Here is a 19,835-nt window from a genome sequence, read left to right as displayed (position 1 = left end):
CCGGTCAGGCCTGCTGGCGGCCTTCGGTGGTCGTGGGCGCCGTGCCCGCTTCCTCGGACTCGCGGGGGCTGGTCACCGTGGTCCCGATCTGGTCGGTCCTGGCCGCCTGCGCGCCCTCGGCTTCCCGGTCGTCCTCGGGGTAGTCACGTGCGCCGACCGCTGCGAACACGTCGGTGTCGGCACGGTCGTCCTCCGCGGAGCGGCGCTGCACCGGCGGCGCCTTGCGGTCGACCAGCACGCGGCCGAGCGAGACGCCCGCGATCGCGGCGACGAACGTCAGCAGGGCGGTGAACGCGGCGAACGTCGTCACTTCGTTCAGCAGCCCCTCGGCGTAGAGGTTGTCGTAGAACAGCGAGATGAGCCACGAGACGAAGCCGCTGACGATGCCCGCGAACAGCCCGGCGAGCAGCCAGGTCATCGCGAGGTCGCCGCGACGGTCGGGGTCGGGGTTGGCGCGGGCGTCGGCGCGACCGTCGATGTTGCCCCAGATGAACGCGGCCACCGCGTACGCGACGACCAGCGCGATGCTGATGATCAGAGCACTTGATTCGAACGCGTTGATCAGTGCGCCCTGAAGGAGCCGGACGACGACCATGAGCGCGGCAAAGACCAATCCGCGCAGCAACCACTTACTCATGAGGGCACAGCGTAGCGAGTAGCGTCATGCGCCGTGACGATTTCCCACCGCAGGGACCGGTTGCGTCGCCGTCTGCACGCGGCGAATCTCGACGCGATGTTGGTGACGGACCTGGTCAACGTGCGTTATCTGTCCGGTTTCACCGGATCGAACGCCGCACTACTGGTGCTCGCCGACCACGACGTGCCGGTGCTGGCGACCGATGGGCGGTACGTCACGCAGGCCGGCGCCCAGTCTCCCGACGCCGAACTGGTCATCGAGCGGGCCTGCGGGCCTCACCTCGCGGCGCGCGCGGCGGCCGGAGGGGTCGGACGGCTCGGGTACGAGAGCCACGTCGTGACCGTCGACGGTTTCGCGCAGCTGCAGAAGGCAGCAGACGGGATCGAGTTCGTCCGGGCGGCGGGAACCGTCGAGGCGTTGCGCGAGGTCAAGGACGCCGGCGAGATCGCGCTGCTCCGGTTGGCCTGCGAGGCCGCCGACGCCGCGCTGGCCGACCTGGTCGCCGCGGGCGGGCTGCGGGCGGGCCGCACCGAGAAGGAGGTCGCCCGCGACCTCGAGTCGCGAATGCTCGACCACGGCGCCGACGGCGTCTCGTTCGAGACCATCGTGGCGGCAGGCACCAACTCGGCGATCCCGCATCACCGTCCGACCGACGCCGTGCTGGCGGCGGGCGACTTCGTGAAGATCGACTTCGGCGCGCTGGTCGCCGGTTATCACTCGGACATGACCCGCACGTTCGCATTGGCGCCGGTGGCGCAGTGGCAGCGCGACGTCTATGACCTGGTAGCCACCGCGCAGCGCGCAGGCCGCGAGGCGCTCGCGCCGGGTGTGTCGCTCAGCGCGGTCGACGGTGCATCGCGCCAGGTCATCGTCGATGCCGGCTACGGGGAGAACTTCGGCCACGGGCTCGGGCACGGCGTCGGACTGCAGATCCACGAAGCGCCGGGAATCAGCGCGTCATCCGCCGGTACACTGCTTGCTGGCTCTGCGGTCACCGTGGAGCCCGGTGTCTACCTGCCCGGCTACGGCGGCGTCCGCATTGAGGACACGTTGGTCGTGGGCGGGGATCACACACCCGAACCCGAGTTGCTTACCCGGTTCCCCAAGGAACTTGCAGTTCTCTCGTGACAACGAGGTAGGCCGCTCACGGAATGCTGAGGAGTAGTACCCAACGTGGCATCGACCGCAGACTTCAAGAACGGGCTCGTCCTGCAGATCGACGGTCAGCTCTGGCAGATCACCGAGTTTCAGCACGTGAAGCCCGGCAAGGGCCCGGCCTTCGTACGCACCAAGCTCAAGAACGTGCTGTCCGGCAAGGTCGTCGACAAGACCTACAACGCCGGCGTGAAGGTGGAGACCGCCACGGTGGACCGCCGTGACGCCACCTACCTCTACCGCGACGGTAGCGACTTCGTATTCATGGACTCCGAGGACTTCGAGCAGCACTCGCTGCCCGATGCGCTCGTCGGCACCGCTGCCAACTACCTGCTCGAAAGCATGCCGGTGCAGATCGCCTTCCACGACGGCGCGCCGCTGTACCTCGAGCTGCCCGTCACCGTCGAGCTGCTGGTCGCCAGCACCGAGCCGGGACTGCAGGGCGACCGGTCCAGCGCGGGCACCAAGCCCGCGACCATGGAGACCGGCGCCGAGATCCAGGTGCCGCTGTTCATCAACACCGGCGACAAGCTGAAGGTCGACTCGCGTGACGGCAGTTACCTGGGAAGGGTCAATGCCTGACTCGAACCGGGGCGAGCGCAGCGACGGGATATCGAACCGGGGCGACGGGATATCGAGCAAGGGCGAGTGGAGTTACTCGGGCGACGAAGGCAGTCGCAAGGGTCCGGACAAGGGTAGGCACCAGGCGCGCAAGCGCGCGGTAGACCTACTGTTCGAGGCCGAGGCCCGCGGCATGACGCCCGCCGAGATCGCGTCGTCGCGAAACGCGTTGGCGCACACCGACATGGACGTGTCGACGTTGAACCCGTACACGGTCACCGTCGCCAAGGGCGTCACCGAGCACGCCGCTCACGTCGACGACCTGATCTCGGCTCACCTGCAGGGCTGGACGCTGGAACGGCTGCCCGCGGTCGACCGGGCAATCCTGCGCGTCGCGGTGTGGGAACTGCTGCACGCCGAGGACGTGCCGGAGCCCGTCGCCGTCGACGAGGCGGTCGAGCTGGCCAAGAAGCTATCCACCGATGATTCGCCGGGGTTCGTCAACGGGGTGCTCGGCCAGGTCATGCTGGTGACGCCGCAGATCCGGGCGGCCGCGGCGGCCGTCCGAGGCACCGCCGGGCCGGCTGAGGACGCCTGAGCGTGGGCGTCCCGCAGGACTGGGCGCCCTACACCTCGCTGGACGAGGCAGCCCGGGTCTACCTGCGGGATCCCGACCTGGCGCTCGAGCAGCTCCGCTCCGTCGTCGACTTCTCGTCGATCACGTCGTTCATCATGTCCCGCGGTGAGAGCGACGAACCGTGGGGCGAAGCCGTCTGGCAGGAGGTCGTGGCCACCGACGGCAGGCGTCTGATCCTGTGGCGGGCCGACGACGACGCGTCGGTGACCATGGGATCGGAACCCCGCCGCATCCTCGACGCGTCGGTGCGCACCATCCTGCTGTCGACGATCACCGACCACATCCTCACCACGGAGTTCGAGATCCTTCCCGACGGCACCCGCAGGCTCGCCGAGGTGCGGCTGCGGATGTACACCCAACTCCTCACGCGCGCGCGGCAGAAGTCGGTCGTCGACACCGATCTGTTCTGCGAGTCGTTCCGCTACACCAAGACCGTCGACGACGGCGGGCTGGCACAGATGCAGCGGCTGATGCAGTTCGGCCGCGTGCTGTCCCGCTCGGCCTAGGGTCCGTCAGCTCGTCGCTCGGACGAACTCGACGACGATCTCGCCGAGTTCCTCGCCGCGTTGCTCCTGCACGAAGTGGCCCGCCCCGCTGATCACCCGGTGCGGCATGCCCTGGGCGCCGGGGATGCGGCTGCGGAAGACGTGGTCCCAACCCGCGGTGGCCGGGTCGCCGTCGGAGTACGCGGTCAGGAATGGCCGTTCCCACTGCTCGAGGGCGCCCATCGTGGCCCGGCCGATCTTGGCGCCGGGGTCGTTGCGAGTCAGCGGGACCAGCGCGATCATATGGCGCAGCCCCGCCTTGTAGGTCCGGTCGGGGAACGGTGCGTCGTACGCGGCGAGGACGTCGGCGGGCAGTGGCCCCGCGACCGCGTCGAGGAAGAAGCTCGGCGTGATGTCGGGGGCGCGCTGGTAGAAGCTGACGTAGTCGAGCAGTGTCTCGGCGTGCAGCACCCGGTCGTCGCCGACCCCGTGGTGCGGCCAGGTGAGCAGCCCGGCCAGCGCGGGGTCGCAGGTGTGCAGGATGGTGTTGGTGGCGACGACCCTGGCGAAGCGCTGCGGGTGCCGGGCCAGCACGCTCAGCCCCAGCGGCCCGCCCCAGTCCTGCACCACCAGGGTGACGTCGGCCAGGTCCAGGCGGGTGACCAGGCTCGTCAGCCATTCGACGTGCCTGACGAACGTGTAATCCGTTGCCTCGGTGAGCTTGTCGGAGCGGCCGTATCCGATGTTGTCGGGGGCGATGACGCGCATGCCCGCGGCGGTCAGCACGTCGATGACCGTCCGGTACGCGTAGGACCACGTGGGCTGCCCGTGCAGGAGCAGCGCGACCGGACCGTCCTGGGGGCCGGCATCCACGTAGTGCATGCGCAGCGGCGGGATGCCGCGGGCTTCGACGTCGACGTAGCTCGGCTCGTGGTCGAAACCCGGCAGGCCTGCAAAACGATCGTCCGGTGTCCTCAACGCGGTCATGTCTGGGCCCGATCCATAGTGGGGTTTCGCCGATTCGATCGCTGGGCAGTCTAGGCTCCTGCACGCGCACTGACACTCAGCTCGCTGGAACGGGGGGCAGGTCGATGACTGACGACACCACGGTGGGACCGGAGCCGGCGGCGGGGGAGCAGCAAGGTCTCGGCACGAGCCTCAAGCCACGCCACATCACGATGATCTCGATCGCCGGGGTGATCGGCGCGGGCCTGTTCGTCGGCTCGGCGAACGCGATCAAGGAGGCCGGGCCCGCGGTCCTCATCTCCTACGTCCTGGCGGGCACGCTGGTCGTACTGGTGATGCGCATGCTCGGCGAGATGGCGACCGCCAACCCGGACACCGGATCGTTCTCGGTGTACTCGGAGCGGGCGCTCGGCCACTGGGCGGGGTTCTCCGTGGGCTGGCTCTACTGGTGGTTCTGGGTGTTGGTCATCCCGGTCGAGGCGACGGCTGCCGCGGCGATCCTCACCGACCTCATCGGTGGCGCGCAATGGATCTGGGCGTTGGCGGTGACCCTGCTGCTGACGATCACGAACCTGGTGAGCGTCGGCAACTACGGGGAGTTCGAGTTCTGGTTCGCGCTCATCAAGGTCGTCGCCATCGTCGCGTTCATCGGCATCGGCGTCGCTGCCATCTTCGGGCTCATCCCCGACTCGGGGGTCAGTGGCATCGAAAACCTCTGGCAGCCGGACGGGTTCATGCCCAACGGATTCGGCGCGGTGATCGCGGGTCTGCTCATCACGATGTTCTCGTTCATGGGCACCGAGATCGTCACCATCGCCGCAGCGGAGTCACCGAACCCCGTGAAGGGCATCGGCAAGGCAGTCAACTCGGTCATCTGGCGCATCTCGCTGTTCTACGTCGGCTCGATCTTCGTGATCGTCGCCCTGATGCCGTACGACCAACTGTCCGACGGCTCCTACCAGTCGACGCTGGAGGCCATCGGCATTCCCGGGTCCAAGCTGATCATGGACCTCGTCATCCTCACCGCCGTGGCGTCGTGCCTGAATTCGGCGCTCTACACGGCTTCCCGGATGCTCTACTCGCTCGGCGAACGTCGCGACGCGCCCCAGGCCGTGCGCAAGGTCGCAGGCAACGGCGCACCGTGGGTGGCGGTGCTCGCGTCGATGGTCGTCGGATTCCTCGCCGTTGCAGGCAATTACCTACTGCCCGAGAAGATCTTCGGGTACCTGCTGGCCACCAGTGGGGCCGTGGCACTGTTCGTCTACCTGGCCATCGCATCCAGTCAACTGGTGCTGGGCCGCAAGATGCGGGCGGCGGGTGAACGGGCGCCGGTGGCGATGTGGCTGTTCCCGGGTCTGACCATGGTGACGATCGTCGGGATCATCGCGATCCTCGTGCTGATGGCGTTCGACTCCGATCAGCAGCAGGCGATCGGACTGTCGGCCATCTCGGCAGTCTTCATCGTCGGCGCCGGGTTCATCGTGCAGCGTCGGCACCGATCAACCCGCGCCGCCGACATCGCGAAGGTCTGATGCTCAGTCCTCGAGTGCCTGGTAGGTATGGCGGACGAACTTGGGTTGCGCTGCCTGAAGTTTCAGCATGGACGTGTTGCCCGCGACCGCTGCGGCAGCACTGTCGGGGCTGAGGTCGGGCAGGTTCTGGATCAGGTAGATCATGATGCGGTCGACCGACGGATCGGCCTGCCACCAAGTGCCGAACGCCCCAGGCCAGCTGAACGTACCGAGGCCGCCGGGGCCATAGAGCTGACGCGACTGGGCGGGATCGGTCACCACCGACAGGTTCAGCCCGAAACCGCGCCCGCGCCAGAACGGCATGCCCAGGAACGGGATCCGCTTCTGCTCGTCGGTCAGCCGGTTGGTGCGCATCGCGGTGACCGAGTCCTCGGACAGCACCCGCACTCCGTCGACGGTGCCGCCGTGCAGCAGCATCCGGGCGAACGCCAGGTAGTCGTCGGCCGTCGACCAGAGCCCTGCTCCGCCAGCGCAGAACGGTGGCGGCGTCAACGGTGCCGGTCCCATCGCGTCGTCGCGCAACGTGAGCCCACCGGAGCCGGACTCCTCGAGCTTGTACATCGTCGCCGCCCGGCTGCGGCCCTCGCGGGTGACGGAGAACCCGGTGTCGGTCATCCCGAGCGGTTCGAAGATCCGCTCGGCCAGCACCTCGGAGAGCGGCTTGCCCTCGATGCGCGACAGCGCAATTCCGAGGACGTCGGTCGCGTGGCTGTAGGTCAGGCGGTCACCGGGCTGGTGGGCCAACGGCAGCTTCACCAGTTCGGCCAGCCAGCGGTCCTGGTCCTGACGGAACATCAGCTTGCCGTAGGCCCGATTCAGCGGCGCTCCCACCGAGAACGCGTACGCCAGACCGCTGCGATGTGTCATCAAGTCGTCGAACGTGATGGGGCGGCGCACCGGCACGGTCTTGTCGAGCGGCCCGGCCGGATCCGCCATCACCCGGAGGTCGGCGAGTTCGGGCAGCCAGGGCGTCACGGGGTCGGTCAAGGCGAACCGGCCCTCCTCGACCAGCGTCATGGCCGCGGCGACGGTCACCGGCTTGCTCATCGACGCGATGCGGAACACCGTGTCCCGATGCATCGGGACGCGTGCGGCGACGTCGCGGTGGCCGAGTTCGTTGACCTGCAGCACGCGGCCGCCCTGCCAGACGAGCGTCACGGCGCCGGCCAGCAGCCCGGCGTCGATGACCTCCTGAATGGATGCCTGGTTCCCGTCGAGATTCATCGCGTTTCAGCGTAGGCCGTCGAATCGGGTCCACCGCGCCGGTGGTATGGTTCGGCGCAGTTCGACGTCCTTTAACGATCCGTCCAGCGAGGCGGAGAAGGAGGTCCGGGTACGTCATGCCCAATGCCTCAGCCGGCTCTGCCGACGCCAGTCCCGATCGGGAACTGATGTCCGCGGCGGACGTGAGCCGAACGATCTCCCGCATCGCGCATCAGATCATCGAGAAGACCGCACTCGGCGGTCCCGATGCGCCGCGCGTCGTGCTGCTCGGCATCCCCACCCGGGGCGTCACCCTCGCCGCCAGGCTGGCCCGCAACATCTCCGACTTCTCCGGCGTCGACGTGGCGACCGGTGCGCTCGACGTGACGCTGTACCGCGACGACCTGATGTCCAAGCCACCGCGTGCGCTCGCCGAGACGACCATCCCCGACGGTGGCGTCGACGACGCGATCGTCGTCCTCGTCGACGACGTGCTGTACTCCGGTCGCACCGTCCGCGCTGCCCTCGACGCATTGCGCGACGTGGGCCGCCCCCGGATCGTGCAGCTGGCGGTGTTCGTCGACCGCGGCCACCGCGAACTGCCCATCCGCGCCGACTACGTCGGCAAGAACGTGCCGACGTCACGCCTGGACAACGTCAAGGTGCGCTTCGCCGAACAGGACGGCGCCGACGGCGTGACGATTGCGAACACGGGAGGGCCCCCGCGATGAGCAAGGATTCCCAGCGATGACTCGACACCTGCTGTCGGTGGCCGATCTGGGCCGCGACGAGGCCACCGCGATCCTCGACGACGCCGACCGGTTCCGCGAGGCCCTGCTCGGCCGCGAGGTCAAGAAGCTGCCGACGCTGCGCGGTCGCACCGTCATCACGATGTTCTACGAGAACTCCACGCGGACCCGGGTGTCCTTCGAGGTCGCGGGAAAGTGGATGAGCGCCGACGTGATCAACGTCAGTTCGTCGGGATCGTCGGTCTCGAAGGGAGAGTCGTTGCGCGACACCGCGCTGACCCTGCGTGCCGCGGGCGCCGACGCGCTGATCATCCGGCATCCGGCGTCGGGTGCGGCCCAGCAGTTGGCGGCCTGGACGGCGGAACGAGACGGCTCAGGCCCCTCGATCATCAATGCCGGCGACGGCATGCACGAGCACCCGACCCAGGCACTGCTCGACGCGTTGACGATCCGGCAGCGGCTCGGGGCAGTCGAGGGCAAGCGCGTCGTCATCGTCGGCGACGTCCTGCACAGCCGGGTCGCCAGGTCCAACGTGCTGCTGCTGGCCACGCTCGGGGCCGAGGTCGTCCTCGTCGCGCCGCCAACCCTGCTGCCCACCGGGGTGGCGTCGTGGCCGGTGACGGTGTCGCACGACCTCGACGCCGAACTTCCCGGTGCGGACGTGGTGCTCATGCTGCGGGTGCAGGCCGAACGGATGAACGGCGGCTTCTTCCCCTCGGCGCGCGAGTACTCGGTGCGCTACGGGCTGTCGGAGAAGCGCCTCGGCCGGCTCGCCGACGGCGTCGTCGTACTGCACCCCGGCCCGATGCTGCGCGGCATGGAGATCGCGTCGTCGGTCGCCGATTCGTCGCAGTCGGCTGTGCTGCAACAGGTTTCCAACGGTGTACACGTTCGGATGGCGGTGCTGTTCCACCTCCTGGTCGGCAGCGGAGCGGAGGTCAGCGCATGACGTCTCGAGTGCACGGGTCCCAGCCGATCCTGATCCGCGGGGTCCGCCCCTACGGCGAGGGCGAGCCCGTCGACGTGCTGGTGTCCGACGGTCAGATCGCCGAGGTCGGCGCCGGCCTGACCCCACCCGACGACGCCGACGTCGTCGACGCCCGCGGCCAGGTCCTGCTCCCGGGCTTCGTCGACCTGCACACCCATCTGCGCGAACCGGGCCGCGAGTACGCCGAGGACATCGAAACCGGTTCGGCGGCAGCGGCACTGGGTGGCTACACCGCCGTATTCGCCATGGCCAACACCGATCCCGTCGCCGACACCGCCGTGGTCACCGACCACGTGTGGCACCGCGGCCAGCAGGTGGGCCTGGTCGACGTGCACCCCGTCGGTGCGGTCACCGTCGGGCTGAAGGGCAAGCAACTCACCGAGATGGGCCTGATGGCAGCGGGCGTCGGCCAGGTGCGGATGTTCTCCGACGACGGTGTCTGCGTCGACGATCCGCTGGTGATGCGGCGGGCGCTGGAGTACGCCACCGGACTCGGGGTGCTGATCGCCCAGCACGCCGAGGAGCCGCGGCTCACCGTGGGCGCCGTCGCGCACGAGGGACCCAACGCCGCCCGCCTCGGGCTGGCCGGCTGGCCCCGTGCGGCCGAGGAGTCGATCGTCGCGCGCGACGCGCTGCTGGCCCGCGATGCCGGCGCCCGCGTGCACATCTGCCACGCGTCGACGGTCGGCACGGTCGAACTCATCAGATGGGCCAAGGAGCAGGGGATTTCGATCACGGCCGAGGTCACGCCGCATCACCTGCTGCTCGACGACGCGCGCCTCGCCGACTACGACGGCCGCAACCGGGTGAACCCCCCGCTGCGAGAGGCCGACGACGCGATCGCACTGCGTCAGGCACTCGCCGACGGCGTCATCGACTGCGTGGCCACCGACCACGCGCCGCACGCCGAACACGAGAAGATGTGCGAGTTCGCCTCCGCCCGGCCCGGCATGCTCGGTCTGCAGACGGCGCTGTCGGTCGTGGTCCAGACGATGGTGCAGCCGGGTCTGCTCACCTGGCGCGACGTCGCACGGGTGATGAGCGAGGCGCCCGCCGCGATCGTCGGGCTGCCCGACCAGGGGCGTCCGCTCGAGGTGGGGGAGCCGGCCAACCTCACCGTGGTGGACCCCGACACCGAGTGGACCGTCACCGGACGGACGCTGGCCAGCCGCTCGGACAACACGCCGTACGAGGCCATGACCCTGCCCGCGACCGTGACGCTGACACTGTTGCGCGGCAGGGTGACTGCGCGCGAGGGCAAGAGCGGACTCGCGGATGAAGGGCAGCGAGAAGCGAAGCGGGATCGCGCATGAACGATGCAACGCTGATCACCTCGCTGATCATGGCCGCCGTGCTGGCCGTGATCATCGCGCTGCTGATCCGGCAGATGATGCGCGGCTGGTTGCGCCGCGCCCAGCGCCAGGTGGAGCAGATCGGCAAGCTGCCGCCGATGCCGGACACCGTCGGGCCCGCACTGATTCCCGCCACCCGCGGCCTCTACGTCGGCAGCACCATCGTCCGATCCGAGCCGCTTCCCCAGGGCGGCCCGGGGCAGGAGTCCGAGTCGCCTGCCGCGCGCGGCTCGTCGGCCTGGCTCGATCGGGTCGCGGTCGGCGACCTCGGCTTCCGCAGCAAGGCGGTGCTGACGCGGTACCCCGAGGGGATCATGCTGCAGCGCACGGGCGCCAGCCCGATCTGGATCCCCGACGAGTCCATCAGAGCGATACGAACGGAACGGGCCATCGCGGGCAAGGTGGTGACGCACGACGGCATTCTGGCGATCCGCTGGACGCTGCCGTCGGGCACCGAGATCGACACGGGGTTCCGCGGCGACGACCGCCGCGAACTCGCCAATTGGGTACAGGAGGACGCCGGATGAGCAGGAAAGCCGGTCGGGCAGTGCTGGTGCTGGACGACGGTCGGGTATTCACCGGCACCGAGTTCGGCGCCGTGGGACAGACTTTGGGCGAGGCGGTGTTCTCGACCGGCATGTCCGGATACCAGGAGACGCTGACCGACCCGAGCTACCACGGTCAGATCGTGGTCGCCACGGCACCGCAGATCGGCAACACCGGGTGGAACGGCGAGGACGCCGAGAGCCGCGGCGACAAGATCTGGGTTGCGGGATACGCCGTGCGGGACCCCTCGCCGCGCGCCTCCAACTGGCGCGCCACCGGCACGCTCGACGACGAACTGGTCCGCCAGGGAGTCGTCGGGATCGCGGGCATCGACACCCGCGCCGTCGTCCGGCACCTGCGCAGTGCGGGGTCGATGAAGGCGGGCGTCTTCTCGGGCGACGCCCTGGCCGAGGTGGACGAGCTGCTCGCCCGGGTGCGCAGTCAGCCGTCGATGCTGGGTGCGGACCTCGCAGGCGAGGTGAGCACCGGCACGACCTACGTGGTGGAAGCCGAAGGGCAACAACGCTTCAGGGTGGCCGCGCTCGACCTCGGCATCAAGACCAACACCCCGCGCAACTTCGCCAAGCGGGGCATTCAGACCCACGTGGTGCCGTCGAACGCCACCTTCGACGCCGTCGCCGCGCTCGATCCCGACGGGGTGTTCCTGTCCAACGGTCCCGGTGACCCGGCGACCGCCGACCACGTCGTCGAGGTGACCCGCAAGGTCCTCGAGGCCGGGATACCCCTCTTCGGCATCTGCTTCGGCAACCAGATCCTGGGCCGCGCCCTGGGGCGTTCGACCTACAAGATGGCCTTCGGTCACCGCGGGATCAACGTTCCGGTGGTCGACCACCTGACCGGACGGGTCGCAATCACCTCGCAGAATCACGGCTTCGCCCTCGAAGGGGAGGCCGGCGAGGAGTTCGACACGCAGTTCGGCCGGGCGATCGTCAGCCACACCTGCGCCAACGACGGAGTCGTCGAGGGCATCAAACTGGTTGACGGAAGGGCGTTCTCGGTGCAGTACCACCCCGAGTCGGCGGCGGGACCCCATGACGCCGCGTACCTGTTCGACCAATTCGTCAACCTCATCTCCGAAGCCAAGGCAGGGAAGGTCGAGCGCTAATGCCGCGTCGGGAAGACCTCGAGCACGTCCTGGTCATCGGATCGGGCCCCATCGTCATCGGGCAGGCCGCCGAGTTCGACTACTCGGGCACCCAGGCGTGCCGGGTGCTGAAGGCCGAAGGCCTGCGGGTGACGCTCATCAACTCGAATCCGGCGTCGATCATGACCGACCCGGAGTTCGCCGACTCCACCTACATCGAACCGATCACCGCGGCGTTCGTCGAGAAGGTGATCGTCCAGCAGGCCGAGCGCGGCAACAAGATCGACGCGCTGCTGGCCACGCTCGGCGGGCAGACCGCGCTCAATACGGCGGTCGCGCTGTACGAGAACGGGGCCCTCGACCGCCACGGCGTCGAGATGATCGGTGCGGACTTCGAGGCCATTCAGCGGGGCGAGGACCGGCAGAAGTTCAAGGACATCGTCGCCAAGGTCGGCGGCGAGTCCGCGCGCTCACGGGTCTGCTTCACGATGGAGGAGGTCCGGGACACCGTCGCCGAGCTCGGTCTGCCGGTCGTGGTGCGGCCGTCGTTCACGATGGGTGGGCTCGGCTCCGGCATGGCGTACTCGGTCGAGGACGTGGAACGGATGGCCGGCGACGGCCTGTCCGCCTCGCCGACGGCCAACGTGCTGATCGAGGAATCGATCTTCGGGTGGAAGGAATTCGAACTCGAACTGATGCGGGACCACCGTGACAACGTGGTGGTCGTCTGCTCCATCGAGAACTTCGACCCGATGGGCGTGCACACCGGTGACTCGGTGACCGTGGCGCCCGCGATGACGCTCACCGACCGCGAATACCAGACGATGCGCGACCTCGGTATCGCGATTCTGCGCGAAGTCGGCGTCGACACCGGTGGCTGCAACATCCAATTCGCGATCGACCCGGTCGACGGGCGGCTCGTCGTCATCGAGATGAACCCGCGGGTCTCCAGGTCGAGTGCCCTGGCCTCGAAGGCGACCGGCTTCCCGATCGCCAAGATCGCCGCGAAGCTCGCGATCGGCTACACCCTCGATGAGATCGTCAACGACATCACCAAGGAGACGCCGGCGTGCTTCGAGCCGACGCTCGACTACGTCGTCGTCAAGGCCCCACGGTTCGCCTTCGAGAAGTTTCCCGGCGCCGACCCCACGCTGACGACCACCATGAAGTCGGTCGGTGAGGCGATGTCGTTGGGCCGCAACTTCATCGAGGCGTTCGGCAAGGTGATGCGGTCGCTGGAGACGCCGGGCCGCGGCGGCTTCTGGACCGGCGTGGATCCCGATATCACCGTCGAGGAGCTGTTGACGCGGCTCAAGACGCCCACCGACGGTCGCCTGTACGACATCGAGCAGGCACTGCGCCAGGGTGCGTCGGTCGAGGACGTCGCGAAGGCCTCCGGCGTCGACCCCTGGTTCGTCGACCAGATCGCTCGCCTGGTGCACCTCGCGGCGGAGCTGCGCGCCGCGCCCGTCCTCGACGAGGACCTGCTGCGCACCGCCAAGCACAGCGGCCTGTCGGACCGTCAGATCGCGGCACTGCGGCCCGAACTCGCAGGCGAGGACGGCGTGCGGACGCTGCGGCGGCGGCTGGGAGTTCATCCCGTCTACAAGACGGTGGACACCTGCGCCGCGGAGTTCGAGGCCAAGACGCCGTACCACTACAGCAGTTACGAGATCGACCCGGCGGCCGAGACGGAGGTGGCTCCGCAGACCGACAAGCCGAAGGTGCTGATCCTCGGGTCGGGTCCGAACCGGATCGGTCAGGGCATCGAGTTCGACTACAGCTGTGTGCACGCGGCGACCACGCTCAGCGAGGTCGGCTTCGAGACAGTGATGGTGAACTGCAACCCCGAGACGGTGTCGACCGACTACGACACGGCCGACCGGCTGTACTTCGAACCGCTGACCTTCGAGGACGTCCTCGAGGTCTACCACGCCGAATCGGCCTCTGGCGCGGGCGGACCCGGTGTCGTCGGCGTGATCGTGCAGCTGGGTGGGCAGACGCCGCTGGGCCTGGCCCAGCGACTCTCCGACGCCGGCGTCCCGATCGTCGGCACCAGCCCCAAGGCCATCGACCTCGCGGAGGACCGCGGCGAGTTCGGCGAGGTGCTCAAGAACGCCGGGTTGCCCGCGCCACGGTTCGGCATGGCGACCAGCTTCGAGCAGGCCCGACGCATCGCCGCCGACATCGGTTACCCGGTTCTGGTACGCCCGTCCTACGTTCTGGGTGGGCGCGGCATGGAGATCGTCTACGACGATGAGACGTTGCGCGGGTACATCACTCGCGCCACGCAACTCTCGCCCGAGCACCCCGTACTGGTGGACCGCTTCCTCGAGGATGCCATCGAGATCGACGTCGACGCCCTGTGCGACGGATCCGAGGTCTACATCGGTGGCGTGATGGAGCACATCGAGGAGGCAGGCATCCACTCCGGCGACTCGGCGTGCGCGCTGCCGCCGGTGACCCTCGGTAAGCAGGACATCGCCGCCGTACGGCATGCGACCGAGGCCATAGCCCACGGCATCGGCGTCGTCGGACTGCTCAACGTGCAGTACGCGCTCAAGGACGACGTGCTCTACGTGCTGGAGGCCAACCCGAGGGCCAGCCGCACGGTCCCGTTCGTGTCGAAGGCGACGGCCGTGCCGCTGGCCAAGGCCTGCGCCCGGATCATGCTGGGCGCGAGCATCGCCCAGTTGCGCCAGGAGGGCATGCTCGCCGCGACCGGCGATGGTGCCGACGTCGCACCGAACGCGCCCATCGCGGTCAAGGAGGCGGTGCTGCCGTTCAACCGGTTCCGCAAGGCCGACGGCTCGCAAGTCGACTCGCTGCTCGGCCCGGAGATGAAGTCGACCGGCGAGGTGATGGGCATCGACCGGGACTTCGGCACCGCGTTCGCCAAGAGCCAGACCGCGGCATACGGTTCGCTGCCCGCCGCCGGTACGGTCTTCGTCTCGGTGGCCAACCGGGACAAGCGCTCACTGGTGTTCCCGGTCAAGCGGCTGGCCGATCTCGGGTTCCGGGTGCTGGCCACCGAGGGAACCGCCGAGATGTTGCGCCGCAACGGCATTCCGTGCGACACCGTGCGCAAGCACTTCGAGGCGCCCAGCGCGGACCGGCCTGCGACGTCGGCCGTCGACGCCATCAAGGCCGGGGAGGTCGACATGGTGATCAACACTCCCTACGGCAACTCCGGTCCACGCGTCGACGGGTACGAGATCCGCTCGGCAGCGGTCGCCATGAACATCCCGTGCGTGACGACCGTTCAGGGCGCGTCCGCGGCCGTGCAGGGCATCGAGGCAGGCATCCGGGGAGACATCGGCGTCATGTCGCTGCAGGAGTTGCACAGCAGCATGGGGGCACGCGAGCAGGCGAACGGCCGGACGTGACCACGTTCGGGGCGCGGCTGACCGAGGCGGTGTCCGCGCGGGGTCCGCTGTGCCTCGGCATCGACCCGCACCCCGAACTGCTCCGGGCGTGGGGTCTCGGCGCGGACGCCGACGGTCTGCGCGCGTTCGCCGACGCCTGCGTCGAGGCGTTCGCGGGGTTCGCGGTGGTGAAGCCGCAGGTGGCGTTCTTCGAGGCGTACGGGTCGGCGGGCTTCGCGGTGCTGGAGGACGTGATCGTCGCGCTGCGCGGCGCCGGGGTACTTGTGCTGGCCGACGCCAAGCGCGGCGACATCGGCACCACGATGGCGGCCTACGCCGCCGCCTGGGCGGCGTCATCGCCGCTGTCGTGCGACGCCGTGACCGCGTCGCCGTACCTGGGGTTCGGGTCGCTGCGTCCGCTGCTGGACTTGGCCGCGGCCAACGAGCGCGGCGTGTTCGTCCTCGCCGCGACGTCGAACCCCGAGGGTGCCGACGTGCAGCGCGCCATCGCCGACGGCAGGTCCGTCGCGCAGTCGATCGTCGACCATGCGGCGGCGGAGAACGTCGCTTCGGTGGGCTTGGGTTCGGTGGGGGTCGTGGTGGGCGCCACGCTGTCGGAGGTGCCCGACCTGACGGCCCTGAACGGCCCGGTGCTGGTGCCGGGCGTGGGCGCCCAGGGCGGGCGGCCCGAGGCGTTGGCAGGGCTGGGCGGCGCCGCACCGGGCACGCTGCTGCCCGCCGTCTCGCGCGACGTGCTGCGAGCCGGGCCCGATGTGGCGGCGCTCCGCACGGTGGGGGAGCGCATGCGGGACGCCGTCGCACACCTGGCGCGCTAGCGGGTGCCGGCTAGAGCCGGATCCACTGCCCGAGGAACCAGAAGCCCCAGCCGTCGCCGTTGCCCGCACGCATGGGGTTGACCTGCTGACCGTTCCAGTTGAACGGCTGGTGGTCCTGACGGGCCTGGTCAGCCCCGCGCTGCCGCCAGTCGGTCGGGGTGTTGCCGCGGTTCTGATCGTTTGCTCCGCGCTGGTCCTGGCATGCCGGGGCGCCCGGTGCGTTGCAGGGCTGGCCCGGATTCGCCGCGGCGGTGCCCATCCCGGCCAACGCACCGAGTCCGACGCCGATCGCGATCGTCGATGCGCTCAGGGCTGTCTTGAAGGTCATGTCGTTCGACTCCGTCTCCGTTCGCGAGGCGCGTGTTCGCCGCACGTACCGGTGACGCTAGGAAGCGGGGATGGGTCGGCTCTGTGGTCGGCTTAGGTGCGCGCTGTGCGTCCGTTGGTGAGTCGAGAACGACTGCCGGCGAACGCAACCGACGATGGCGTGCGGCCGGCGGTGTCATCACCACCGGCCGCACGCGCCGTGGCTGGTTCGGTTGGGCCGGCTTCGGCGGGATCGGCCCGACCACCGCACGCTAAGGCGCCTGCCTGTGCGTGGCCTTCGGGGCGCGTGTGAGTGCTCGGTGAGGGTTGATGTGACGCCTGTCACTGGAGTGACGGGGGTGACGCCCGGGTCGTGGACTGCGCGTTCCGACACGCCCGACACGCGGTGACCTGGGAAAATTTCTCCCCAGCGGGGGTGCCGCCAACCGGCATCGCCGGGCCTGCTGGGTCGGGCGTGCCGTCCCGGATCGGGGCGCCGCGCCAAAACCGCTGGTGAACAGGCACATCCGAGGTCGACGACGCTTCTTGGCGCCGGGTGAGGCGCGATTCCGGGGGCGCCGGCATGGTTCGCTGGCGTCCTACACGCTGGGAAAACGGCTCCTCGAGCCGGGGGTGGGGTTAGCTTTCGTCAGTCAGCGTGGGTACGGTCGTCCCCGCTGGCTGGTTGTCTAACCAGTCAAGACACAACACATGACGGCAAGAGACGGAGGAACCCCGTGGCCCTTCCCCAGTTGACCGACGAGCAGCGCGCGGCAGCGTTGGAGAAGGCTGCTGCCGCACGTCGAGCGCGAGCCGAACTAAAGGATCGACTCAAGCGCGGCGGCACCAACCTCAAGCAGGTTCTCAAGGACGCCGAGACCGACGAGGTCTTGGGCAAGATGAAGGTCTCCGCACTGCTGGAGGCCCTGCCCAAGGTCGGCAAGGTCAAGGCTCAGGAGATCATGACCGAGCTGGAGATCGCTCCGACCCGCCGCCTGCGCGGCCTCGGCGATCGTCAGCGCAAGGCCCTCCTGGAGAAGTTCGACTTCACCAGCGATTAGGGATCAAGTGTTCGCCGGCCGAGGGGCCGGACGGCCATGACACGCGTCGTGGTGCTGTCCGGTCCCTCTGCTGTCGGTAAGTCCAGCGTCGTGCGATGTCTGCGCGAACGGATTCCCGACCTGCACTTCAGCGTCTCCGCCACCACCAGGTCCCCGCGACCGGGTGAGGTGGACGGCGTCGACTACGCCTTCGTCACCCCCGAACGGTTTCAGCAACTGATCGACGACGGCGAACTGCTCGAGTGGGCCGACATCCACGGCGGCCTGCACCGCTCGGGCACGCCCGCCAGACCCGTCCGAGAGGCCGCCCGCGCCGGGCGTCCCGTGCTGATCGAGGTCGACCTGGCCGGGGCACAGGCGGTCAAGAAGGCGATGCCCGAGGCGGTGTCGGTCTTCCTGGCCCCACCCAGCTGGGACGCCCTGGAGAGCCGACTCGTCGGCCGCGGCACCGAGACTCCAGAGGTCATGGCTCGCAGACTCGACACCGCGCGAGCCGAACTGGCCGCCCAGGACAGCTTCGACACGGTCGTCGTCAACGCTGAATTGGAGTCGGCGTGCGCTGAATTGGTATCCTTGCTGGTGGGCCGTTGACCGTCCGGGCGCCTGAACGTGTTGGAGAGGCCGCCGGACAAGCCCATCAGACATCCAGCAGCTACTCCGAAACACCGGGAGATTTCTTCGTGAGCAACCCTGTCGAGAGCCTCGACTCCGACGCCGCCACCGCCTACGACACGCCGCTGGGCATCACCAACCCACCCATCGACGAGCTGCTCGATCGCGCGTCGAGCAAGTACGCACTGGTCATCTACGCCGCCAAGCGCGCGCGCCAGATCAACGACTACTACAACCAGCTCGGCGACGGCATCCTCGAATACGTCGGCCCGCTCGTCGAGCCGGGTCTGCAGGAGAAGCCGCTGTCGATCGCCATGCGCGAGATCCACGCCGACCTCCTCGAGCACACCGAGGGCGGCGAGTAGCGGCCAGCGGCGGGGTCTCGGGCGAGCGAAATGACTGAGCGCAAGCAGATCATCGTCGGCGTCGCCGGGGGCATCGCCGCGTACAAGGCGTGCACCCTGGTACGCCAGCTCTCCGAGGCCGGGCACTCCGTTCGCGTCGTGCCCACCGAATCCGCGCTGAAGTTCGTCGGCGCCGCGACGTTCGAGGCGCTCTCCGGCAACCCGGTCCGCACCACGGTCTTCGAGAACGTCGACGAGGTGCTGCACGTCCGCATCGGCCAGGAGGCCGACCTCGTGGTCGTGGCACCGGCGACCGCGGACCTGATCGCACGCGCGGCCTCGGGCCGCGCCGACGACTTGCTGACCGCCACGCTGTTGACCGCGCGGTGCCCGGTGCTGTTCGCCCCGGCGATGCACACCGAGATGTGGCACCACCCCGCCACCGTCGACAACGTGGCGACGCTGCGGCGTCGAGGTGCCATCGTGCTCGAACCGGCCGCAGGCAGGCTCACCGGCGCCGACAGCGGTTCGGGTCGCCTCCCCGAAGCCGAGGAGATCAGCACTTTCGCCCAGTTGCTGCTGGAGCGACCCGACGCGCTGCCCTACGACATGTCCGGCGTGAAGGTGCTCGTCAGCGCCGGTGGCACCCGCGAACCGATCGACCCGGTGCGGTTCATCGGCAACCGCAGCTCCGGCAAGCAGGGATACGCGGTCGCGCGCGTAGCCGCCCAGCGCGGTGCCGACGTCACGCTGATCGCGGGCAACACCGTCGGTCTCGGCGACCCGGCAGGCGTCGAGGTCGTGCACATCGGCTCGGCGGACCAGCTGAACGACGCGGTGTCCAAGCACGCGCCCGAGTCGCACGTCCTGGTGATGGCGGCGGCAGTCGCCGACTTCCGGCCCACGCACGTCGCGACCAGCAAGATCAAGAAGTCGCACGAACCCGGACACGCCTCCGACGCACCCGCGATCGAACTCACGCGCACCGAGGACGTCCTCGCCACCGCCGTACGCGCGCGGACGGACGGGCAGCTGCCCAACATGAAGGCCATCGTCGGCTTCGCGGCCGAGACGGGCGACGCCAATGGCGACGTGCTGTTCCACGCCAGGGCCAAGCTCGCGCGCAAGGGCTGCGACCTGCTGGTCGTCAACGCGGTCGGCGAGGGCCGCGCCTTCGAAGTCGACAACAACGACGGGTGGCTCCTGTCGGCCGACGGCAACGAGGTTGCGTTGGAGCACGGTTCGAAGACCCTGATGGCCAGCCGTATCGTGGACGCGATCGGAGCATTCCTGCGCCTGGGGTGACGCGGCGCACTCCGCAGCCTGAGCACAAGGGTTGCGAGCGCATGGGTTGCACGTTTGCCTACAACTGACGGCTATATCATTCGCATGACT

Annotated in this window: 20 protein-coding genes; 16 read left to right on the top strand and 4 right to left on the bottom strand. The window is 69.0% G+C overall.

The features are described from left to right. Positions 1-4: 4 nt before the first annotated feature. Positions 5-637, bottom strand: a complete 633-nt coding sequence (locus G6N61_RS06625; protein WP_170314455.1) for a B-4DMT family transporter — start codon at positions 635-637, stop codon at positions 5-7. Positions 638-670: 33 nt separating this feature from the next. On the opposite strand from G6N61_RS06625, the gene G6N61_RS06620 reads away from it, so the two are divergent. Genes G6N61_RS06620 through G6N61_RS06605 form a run of 4 tightly spaced genes read left to right on the top strand, consistent with a single transcriptional unit; the run spans position 671 to position 3,496 of the window. Next, positions 671-1,765, top strand: coding sequence for a M24 family metallopeptidase (locus tag G6N61_RS06620; protein ID WP_163917809.1), 1,095 nt, complete (start codon positions 671-673; stop codon positions 1,763-1,765). A 45-nt stretch (positions 1,766-1,810) separates the two neighbouring features. Continuing rightward, positions 1,811-2,374 (top strand): elongation factor P, encoded by a 564-nt coding sequence (gene efp, locus G6N61_RS06615; RefSeq protein WP_163917808.1) that lies wholly within the window; start codon positions 1,811-1,813, stop codon positions 2,372-2,374. After that, positions 2,367-2,951 carry a transcription antitermination factor NusB gene (gene nusB, locus G6N61_RS06610; protein WP_163917807.1) on the top strand — a complete coding sequence of 195 codons (585 nt, stop codon included), beginning with the start codon at positions 2,367-2,369 and terminating at the stop codon, positions 2,949-2,951. The genes efp and nusB overlap by 8 nt, the downstream gene beginning before the upstream one ends. 2 nt (positions 2,952-2,953) lie before the next feature. Further along, positions 2,954-3,496, top strand: a complete 543-nt coding sequence (locus tag G6N61_RS06605) for a hypothetical protein (protein WP_163917806.1) — start codon at positions 2,954-2,956, stop codon at positions 3,494-3,496. Positions 3,497-3,502: 6 nt separating this feature from the next. On the opposite strand, the gene G6N61_RS06600 is transcribed toward G6N61_RS06605, so the two are convergent. Next, entirely contained in the window at positions 3,503-4,462 is a 960-nt protein-coding gene (locus G6N61_RS06600; RefSeq protein ID WP_163917805.1) for a haloalkane dehalogenase, read from the bottom strand. A gap of 104 nt (positions 4,463-4,566) precedes the next feature. Between G6N61_RS06600 and G6N61_RS06595 the strand changes: the two genes are divergently transcribed. Next, the gene (locus G6N61_RS06595) at positions 4,567-5,973 is read left to right on the top strand and encodes an amino acid permease (protein ID WP_163917804.1); all 1,407 of its coding nucleotides are present in this window, start codon (positions 4,567-4,569) and stop codon (positions 5,971-5,973) included. Positions 5,974-5,976: 3 nt separating this feature from the next. On the opposite strand, the gene G6N61_RS06590 is transcribed toward G6N61_RS06595, so the two are convergent. Further along, positions 5,977-7,197 (bottom strand): serine hydrolase domain-containing protein, encoded by a 1,221-nt coding sequence (locus G6N61_RS06590; protein WP_163917803.1) that lies wholly within the window; start codon positions 7,195-7,197, stop codon positions 5,977-5,979. Positions 7,198-7,313: 116 nt separating this feature from the next. Here G6N61_RS06590 and pyrR point away from each other — a divergent pair, with 116 nt between their 5' ends. From pyrR to pyrF, 7 genes are read left to right on the top strand one after another with little or no spacing between them, the layout of a single operon-like run. Then, the gene (pyrR, locus tag G6N61_RS06585) at positions 7,314-7,907 is read left to right on the top strand and encodes a bifunctional pyr operon transcriptional regulator/uracil phosphoribosyltransferase PyrR (RefSeq protein WP_163917802.1); all 594 of its coding nucleotides are present in this window, start codon (positions 7,314-7,316) and stop codon (positions 7,905-7,907) included. 16 nt (positions 7,908-7,923) lie between these two features. Further along, on the top strand, positions 7,924-8,874 hold the full coding sequence (locus tag G6N61_RS06580) for an aspartate carbamoyltransferase catalytic subunit (RefSeq protein ID WP_163917801.1): 951 nt from the start codon (positions 7,924-7,926) through the stop codon (positions 8,872-8,874). After that, entirely contained in the window at positions 8,871-10,226 is a 1,356-nt protein-coding gene (locus tag G6N61_RS06575; protein WP_163917800.1) for a dihydroorotase, read from the top strand. Before G6N61_RS06580 ends, G6N61_RS06575 begins: the two co-directional genes overlap by 4 nt. Beyond that, complete coding sequence (locus tag G6N61_RS06570; RefSeq protein ID WP_163917799.1) at positions 10,223-10,792, top strand: PH-like domain-containing protein; 570 nt, start codon at positions 10,223-10,225, stop codon at positions 10,790-10,792. Before G6N61_RS06575 ends, G6N61_RS06570 begins: the two co-directional genes overlap by 4 nt. Further along, positions 10,789-11,937 (top strand): glutamine-hydrolyzing carbamoyl-phosphate synthase small subunit, encoded by a 1,149-nt coding sequence (carA, locus tag G6N61_RS06565; protein ID WP_163917798.1) that lies wholly within the window; start codon positions 10,789-10,791, stop codon positions 11,935-11,937. Before G6N61_RS06570 ends, carA begins: the two co-directional genes overlap by 4 nt. Then, positions 11,937-15,302: a carbamoyl-phosphate synthase large subunit gene (carB, locus tag G6N61_RS06560; RefSeq protein WP_163917797.1), complete on the top strand. Its 3,366-nt coding sequence runs from the start codon at positions 11,937-11,939 to the stop codon at positions 15,300-15,302. The genes carA and carB overlap by 1 nt, the downstream gene beginning before the upstream one ends. Then, positions 15,299-16,117 (top strand): orotidine-5'-phosphate decarboxylase, encoded by an 819-nt coding sequence (gene pyrF / locus G6N61_RS06555; protein ID WP_163917796.1) that lies wholly within the window; start codon positions 15,299-15,301, stop codon positions 16,115-16,117. The genes carB and pyrF overlap by 4 nt, the downstream gene beginning before the upstream one ends. Positions 16,118-16,127: 10 nt before the next feature. On the opposite strand, the gene G6N61_RS06550 is transcribed toward pyrF, so the two are convergent. Then, entirely contained in the window at positions 16,128-16,445 is a 318-nt protein-coding gene (locus G6N61_RS06550) for a hypothetical protein (RefSeq protein WP_163917795.1), read from the bottom strand. Positions 16,446-17,160: 715 nt separating this feature from the next. Here G6N61_RS06550 and mihF point away from each other — a divergent pair. The 4 genes from mihF to coaBC all read left to right on the top strand — a co-directional run bounded on the left by mihF (position 17,161) and on the right by coaBC (position 19,745). Then, on the top strand, positions 17,161-17,484 hold the full coding sequence (gene mihF / locus G6N61_RS06545) for an integration host factor, actinobacterial type (RefSeq protein ID WP_067811067.1): 324 nt from the start codon (positions 17,161-17,163) through the stop codon (positions 17,482-17,484). 36 nt (positions 17,485-17,520) lie between these two features. Beyond that, entirely contained in the window at positions 17,521-18,075 is a 555-nt protein-coding gene (gmk, locus tag G6N61_RS06540) for a guanylate kinase (protein WP_163917794.1), read from the top strand. An 89-nt stretch (positions 18,076-18,164) separates the two neighbouring features. Further along, positions 18,165-18,461 (top strand): DNA-directed RNA polymerase subunit omega, encoded by a 297-nt coding sequence (rpoZ, locus tag G6N61_RS06535; RefSeq protein WP_163917793.1) that lies wholly within the window; start codon positions 18,165-18,167, stop codon positions 18,459-18,461. A 30-nt stretch (positions 18,462-18,491) separates the two neighbouring features. After that, entirely contained in the window at positions 18,492-19,745 is a 1,254-nt protein-coding gene (coaBC, locus tag G6N61_RS06530; RefSeq protein ID WP_163917792.1) for a bifunctional phosphopantothenoylcysteine decarboxylase/phosphopantothenate--cysteine ligase CoaBC, read from the top strand. Positions 19,746-19,835 lie beyond the last annotated feature (90 nt).

Source organism: Mycolicibacterium arabiense (assembly GCF_010731815.2).
Taxonomy (GTDB): domain Bacteria; phylum Actinomycetota; class Actinomycetes; order Mycobacteriales; family Mycobacteriaceae; genus Mycobacterium; species Mycobacterium arabiense.
The sequence above is the reverse complement of the archived record's forward strand: the minus strand, read 5'-3'. Positions and strand labels throughout refer to the sequence as shown.

What these genes read in the sequence shown, in the direction of transcription:
- G6N61_RS06625 (WP_170314455.1), bottom strand. Translation starts at nt 637, where the DNA reads ATGAGTAAGTGGTTGCTGCGCGGATTGGTCTTTGCCGCGCTCATGGTC.
- nusB (WP_163917807.1), top strand. Translation starts at nt 2,367, where the DNA reads ATGCCTGACTCGAACCGGGGCGAGCGCAGCGACGGGATATCGAACCGG.
- G6N61_RS06600 (WP_163917805.1), bottom strand. Translation starts at nt 4,462, where the DNA reads ATGACCGCGTTGAGGACACCGGACGATCGTTTTGCAGGCCTGCCGGGT.
- G6N61_RS06595 (WP_163917804.1), top strand. Translation starts at nt 4,567, where the DNA reads ATGACTGACGACACCACGGTGGGACCGGAGCCGGCGGCGGGGGAGCAG.
- G6N61_RS06590 (WP_163917803.1), bottom strand. Translation starts at nt 7,197, where the DNA reads ATGAATCTCGACGGGAACCAGGCATCCATTCAGGAGGTCATCGACGCC.
- pyrR (WP_163917802.1), top strand. Translation starts at nt 7,314, where the DNA reads ATGCCCAATGCCTCAGCCGGCTCTGCCGACGCCAGTCCCGATCGGGAA.
- G6N61_RS06580 (WP_163917801.1), top strand. Translation starts at nt 7,924, where the DNA reads ATGACTCGACACCTGCTGTCGGTGGCCGATCTGGGCCGCGACGAGGCC.
- G6N61_RS06575 (WP_163917800.1), top strand. Translation starts at nt 8,871, where the DNA reads ATGACGTCTCGAGTGCACGGGTCCCAGCCGATCCTGATCCGCGGGGTC.
- G6N61_RS06570 (WP_163917799.1), top strand. Translation starts at nt 10,223, where the DNA reads ATGAACGATGCAACGCTGATCACCTCGCTGATCATGGCCGCCGTGCTG.
- carA (WP_163917798.1), top strand. Translation starts at nt 10,789, where the DNA reads ATGAGCAGGAAAGCCGGTCGGGCAGTGCTGGTGCTGGACGACGGTCGG.
- carB (WP_163917797.1), top strand. Translation starts at nt 11,937, where the DNA reads ATGCCGCGTCGGGAAGACCTCGAGCACGTCCTGGTCATCGGATCGGGC.
- G6N61_RS06550 (WP_163917795.1), bottom strand. Translation starts at nt 16,445, where the DNA reads ATGACCTTCAAGACAGCCCTGAGCGCATCGACGATCGCGATCGGCGTC.
- gmk (WP_163917794.1), top strand. Translation starts at nt 17,521, where the DNA reads ATGACACGCGTCGTGGTGCTGTCCGGTCCCTCTGCTGTCGGTAAGTCC.
- coaBC (WP_163917792.1), top strand. Translation starts at nt 18,492, where the DNA reads ATGACTGAGCGCAAGCAGATCATCGTCGGCGTCGCCGGGGGCATCGCC.